Below are 5,217 nucleotides of genomic sequence, written 5' to 3' on the forward strand. Positions count from 1 at the left end.
GTGTGGTTGGTGCCGCCGTTGCCCTGGACGGAGGTGGCGGCGCCGTCCGAGTCGACGATGGCGGAGGCCGAGCCGGCGGACATCGCGAGGGCGGCTGATCGCCAGGCCCAGGGTGGAGCTGTCCTTGGGCAGGCAGGTGAGCTTGCCGTCGTTGCTGAAGGCCTTGCGCAGCTGCTCGGAGAAGTCCGCGGCGTCGGGTATCTGGTCGCCGTAGGCGTAGAGCGAGCCGCCCTTGGCGTAGTTCGCGAACTGGTCGGAGTTGACGTAGAAGAGGTCCGGCGGGGTGCCGCCGGCGAGGGCCTGGCCGAGCTGTTGGTTGATGTTGCTGGCGATCTGCACCGTGACGCTGTTGCCGGTCTGCTGTGCCCAGGCGGCGGTGGCCGCCTTGACCGCGGCGGTCTCGGCCTCGCCGGAGGTGGCGATCAGCACCGTCAGGTCCTGCTTGCCGCCGGAGGACTGCTTGGCCGTCGAGTCGCCGAAGCCGCCGGAGGAGGAGCAGCCGGTGACGGCGCCGAGGGCGACGGCCGCGCAGACGGCGGCCGCGGCGAGGGTACGGGAGGTGGCCATGCGTGATCTCCTTGCGAGGGTGGGGGATGGGTCGGAGACGGCTCGGGGGAGCGGTGTCACACGCTTTCGCGGAGCACCAGTTCCGGTTCCAGCAGGACGTGTTCGGTCGGCCGTTGCCGGTCGCCGAGCCGGTCGAGCAGGAGCCGCATGCACTCGCGGCCGACCGCGTCGAGCGGCTGGGCGAGGCTGGACAGCGAGGGGAAGAGCAGGGGGGCGATCGGCGAGTCGTCGAAGCCGATGACGGCCGCCTCCGGGCCGGGGGTGCGGCCGTCGTGCCGCAGCGCCTGGTACCAGCCGAGGGCCAGGGTGTCGCTGGCGGCCACGACCGCGGTCGCGCCGGCCGCGAGCAGCCGCTCGGCGGCCTCGGTGGCGCGCTCCGGGTCGTCCGGGCTCTCGGCCCGGCGGCCCCGGGTGGGCAGGCCGAGTTCGCGCATCGTGCTCTGCCAGCCGCGGGCGCGGTCGTCGCCGACGCCGGAGCCCTTGGGCCAGCCGAGGAAGCCGATCCTGCGGTGGCCGAGCCCGGCGAGGTGCCGGACGGCGGCCGAGGTCCCGGCGGCGCCGTCCACGTCGACCCAGTCGCCGACGTCCCGGCCGCTCCAGGTGCGGCCGAAGGCGACGTACGGGACGCCCTGTTCGTGCAGCCAGCCCTGGCGGCGGTCGCCGCGGTCGGTGCCGCTGAGCACGAAGCCGTCCGCGCCGTGCTCGTCCAGCAGCTGCCGGTAGCTGGTGAGCTCGTCGTCCCCGGGGGCGACGGCGAACAGCACCACCCGGTAGCCGGCCCGGTCGGCGGCCTCGGAGAGCGAGTGCAGGAACCGGTCCAGGACGGGGGTCGCGACGCCGGTGCTGCTGGAGCGGATGCCGTAGCCGATCAGCCGGCTGGCTCTGGTCTTCAGGGCCTGCGCGGCCCGGTGCGGCCGGTAGCCGAGCTCGTCGATGGCGCGCCGGACCCGCTCCAGCGTCTGCGGGCGCAGCAGCTCGGGCGAGTTGATCGCGTTGGAGACCGTCTGGCGGCCCACGCCGGCCCGGGCGGCGACCATTTCGAGGGTCACGGCGGACCCTGTCCTGGGCCGGGGCGATGAGTGTGCATGCATGACGGCGATCCTAGGTTCTGTCTCCATCGACATGAATGTTGGAGCGTTCCAATCCGGGGTTCCATCATCCCCACCAGGGGGGTTAATGTCTTGGAACGCTCCAACGGCAGAAAGGTTGCGCCCGGGTGGAAGCAACTGTCAAGCCCCCAGCAGAGGATGAAGAGACCATATCAGCGATGGAAGCGATTGACCTGCAGCCGTTCCTGCACGACGCCCGGCTCTCCGTGGCCGCCCCGAGCTTCTGCGCCTCCCGCCCCGACGGCCGGTTCGCCGGGGGAGCGGACGGCTTCTTCCACGGGGACCGCCGGATCCTCTCCCGCCTGGAGGCCACCGTCCCCGGCGTCCCCAACGCCCCCGTCGCCACCGCCGAGGGACCGGACGGCAGCACCACCTTCGTCACCGTGCTGCGCGGCCTCGCCGAGCGGACCGCCGACCCCGCCACCACCCTGGAACGCCGCCGCGAACTCGCCCCCGGACGCCTCACCGAGCGCTACACCGTCCACAACGGCGGCGACCTCACCGCCCGGCTGCGCCTGGAGCTGCGCGCCGAGAGCGACTTCGCCGCGATGGACACCGTCAAGGCCGGCCGCGCCGACACCCCGCTGACCGCCGGCGCCGACGGCGACGACGCACTGCGCTGGAGCCGGGGCCCGCTCACCGCCGTCCTCGCCCTCACCCCGGCCCCCGACCACCTCGACCCCGCCACCGGCACCGCCGGCTACGACATCGAACTCGCCCCCGGCCAGTCCTGGCACGCCGTCCTGGAGTGCACCGCCGAACACGCCGAGGGAGACCTCTTCCCCGCCCCGCCCGCCGACGCCGCCCCCTGGCGCGCCCCCGAGGTCACCGGCCGCGAACACGACCTCGGCCACTGGCTCGCCCGCTCCCACCAGGACCTGCGCGGCCTGCTGCTCACCGACCCGCTGAGCCCCGCCGACACCTTCCTCGGCGCCGGCGCGCCCTGGTTCCTCACCCTGTTCGGCCGCGACTCGCTCTGGGCGGCCCGGATGCTCCTCCCGCTCGGCACCGAACTCGCCGCCGGCACCCTGCGCACCCTGGCCCGGCGCCAGGGCCGCGCCGTCGACCCGGCCACCGAGGAGCAGCCCGGCAAGATCCTGCACGAGGTCCGCCGCGCCGAGCAGCACCTCGACACCGGCGCCCACCTGCCGCCCTGCTACTTCGGCACCGCCGACGCCACCCCGCTCTGGCTCGTCCTGCTGCACGACGCCTGGCGCTGGGGCCTGCCCGCCGACCAGGTCGAGGACCTCCTCCCGCACGCCGAGGCCGCCCTCGACTGGCTGGAGCGGTACGCCGACGCGGACGGCGACGGCTTCCTGGAGTACGTGGACAGCACCGGCAGCGGCCTGTCCAACCAGGGCTGGAAGGACTCCTCCGACAGCATCCGCTTCCGCGACGGCCGGATCGCCGACGCCCCGATCGCGCTCAGCGAGGTCCAGGCCTACGCCCACGAGGCGGCGGTCAAGGCGGCCGACCTGCTGGAGGCCTTCGGCCGCCCCGGCGCCGAGCACTGGCGGCAGTGGGCCGAGCGTCTGCGGGAACGCTTCCGCGACGCCTTCTGGACCGAGGACGGAAACGGCCGCTACCCGGTGGTCGCCCTCGACGGGGACAAGCGCCGGGTCGACTCGATCGCCTCCAACATGGGCCACCTGCTCGGCACCGGCCTGCTCGACGCCGAGGAGAGCGCCCTGGTCGCCGCCCGGCTCACCGCCCCGGGCATGGACAGCGGCTACGGGCTGCGCACCCTGGACGCCGCCGCGGCCGGCTTCAACCCGCTCGGCTACCACACCGGTTCGGTCTGGCCGCACGACAGCGCCATCGCCGTCCACGGCCTCGCCAAGGCCGGACTGCACGAGGCCGCCGAGCCGCTGGCCGCCGGACTGGTGCGCGCCGCCGCGGGCTTCGACCACCGGCTGCCCGAACTCTTCGGCGGCCACCCGCGTGAGCGCTACGCCCGTCCCGTCCCGTACCCGGCGTCCTGCCGCCCGCAGGCCTGGGCCGCCGCCTCCGCCGTGACGGTCCTCCAGTCGCTGCTCGGCCTGGAGGCCGACGCACCGGGCCGCCGGCTGACGGTCCGGGCGCGGGTGCCCGCCGGGTACGAGTCGCTGCGGATCGAGGGGCTGACGGTGGCCGGACTGCCGATCGAGGTGACCACCGACCACACCGGCGCGGTCCGGCTGCGGGCGCCCGAGGGCTTCACGGTCACCGTGGTCGACTGACCGGCGGCACCGCGGTGCGCCGACGGCGCTTCGGTCGCGCGGAAACACAGGTCGGCTCCGGCTCCCACCCGGGAACCGGAGCCGAACCGGGAGTTCCGGTGGTTACCGCAGGACGTCGACGAGGATGACGGCGCCGAGGACGACGGAGGCCAGGAGCCCGACCTTCACCGGCGTCAGCCGGTCCCGCACCTGGGCGCCCGGCCGGACGCGCTCGCCCGGCTCGGTGCTGAGCTCCCACCAGTTGACGACCCGGCGGAAGTCCGTGTCGAAGTCCGCCGACGGGTAGAAGGTGCTGCTCTGGAGGGCCGGAAGCGAGCGGCGCCGGCCGTCGACGGTGTGGATCCGGGCCGCGCGCGTGCCCTCACTCATGCCGAAGCCCTTGGTCTCCCGCACGTCGATCCAGGCGATCTGCTGCCAGGAGTAGGTGCGGCCACGGCCGAGCCCCCAGCAGAGGGTGATCCCGTCGGCACCGACCCGGCTCCAGCACCGCATGGTGGCGAAGCGGCTCGGGACGGCGATCACCAGGGTCCCGGCGACGATCAGGAGCGTCGGGACGAGGCCGAGCCTCTTGTAGCCGATGACGAGTTGGGCCGCGAGGATGACCGCGAGCAGGCCGAAATCGGACCAGGACGGGCGGAACTTGTCTTTCCCCCGGAAGATCAGTTCGTTCACAGGGCGCACCCTACGCCCCGGCCCCCGGGCCCCGACAGGGCGGGGTCCCCGTGACGGGGCCCGGCAGACGGGACGTCACGGCAGGTAGTACGTCAGCAGATCGGACGTCAGCGGCGGGAACAGCGCCCGGTGCAGCTCCTCGTCCCCACGCCCGTACACGTCCGGCCGGATGCGGCTCAACCCCTCCAGCCCGTACGGCCCGAAGAGCAGCGCCGCCAGCGCGTCCGGCGCCACGCCCACGCCGCCGCCCGGGCCCGTGCCCTGCATCGTGCCGCCCGTGACCACCGAGCCCGGCTCCTGCGCGCCGAGCGGGATCCGGTAGTGCGCGCGGTAGGTGGAGAGCAGCAGTTCGCCGTCGGCGCGGTCCAGGCCGGCGGCGGCGAGGCGTTGGCGGAACAGGGGGCGCAGCCGGTCGAGCAGCACGGCCGGATCGGGGATGCGGACGTAGTACTGCTCCGCCTCGGGGCGCGGGGTGTCGTCCAGCAGCCCGTGCCAGACGGTGGCCGGCAGGGTGCCGGGCCGGTGCACCACCTGGAGCCGTGCCTCGGGCGCCAACGCCGCCACGCCGGCCAGCAGTTCGCGGGCCGCCCGCTCGTCCGCGGCGGCCGCCTCGACCAGGTGGAACTCGCCGTCGTCCACCGGGGTGGTGC

5 protein-coding genes are annotated in these 5,217 nt (G+C 74.4%); 1 reads left to right on the plus strand and 4 read right to left on the minus strand.

Going from position 1 to position 5,217, the window contains the following annotated elements; translation table 11 throughout:
- Together ACWDCZ_RS38550 and ACWDCZ_RS38555 are read right to left on the minus strand one after the other, a co-directional pair.
- The coding region (locus ACWDCZ_RS38550; RefSeq protein ID WP_449818381.1) for an extracellular solute-binding protein at window positions 1–567 on the minus strand (567 nt) is incomplete at its 3' end.
- Window positions 568–623: 56 nt separating this feature from the next.
- Window positions 624–1,616, minus strand: a complete 993-nt coding sequence (locus ACWDCZ_RS38555) for a LacI family DNA-binding transcriptional regulator (protein ID WP_310593080.1) — start codon at window positions 1,614–1,616, stop codon at window positions 624–626.
- A gap of 218 nt (window positions 1,617–1,834) precedes the next feature.
- Between ACWDCZ_RS38555 and ACWDCZ_RS38560 the strand changes: the two genes are divergently transcribed.
- The gene (locus ACWDCZ_RS38560) at window positions 1,835–3,895 is read left to right on the plus strand and encodes an amylo-alpha-1,6-glucosidase (RefSeq protein WP_449818382.1); all 2,061 of its coding nucleotides are present in this window, start codon (window positions 1,835–1,837) and stop codon (window positions 3,893–3,895) included.
- 102 nt (window positions 3,896–3,997) lie between these two features.
- Here ACWDCZ_RS38560 and ACWDCZ_RS38565 read toward each other — a convergent pair whose 3' ends face one another.
- Both ACWDCZ_RS38565 and ACWDCZ_RS38570 read right to left on the minus strand, forming a co-directional pair.
- Window positions 3,998–4,567, minus strand: coding sequence for a PH domain-containing protein (locus ACWDCZ_RS38565; RefSeq protein ID WP_449818383.1), 570 nt, complete (start codon window positions 4,565–4,567; stop codon window positions 3,998–4,000).
- Between the two features lie 75 nt (window positions 4,568–4,642).
- Window positions 4,643–5,217: hypothetical protein (locus ACWDCZ_RS38570; protein ID WP_449818384.1), on the minus strand; the 575-nt coding region annotated here is incomplete at its 5' end.

Source organism: Kitasatospora sp. NPDC001225 (assembly GCF_053597855.1).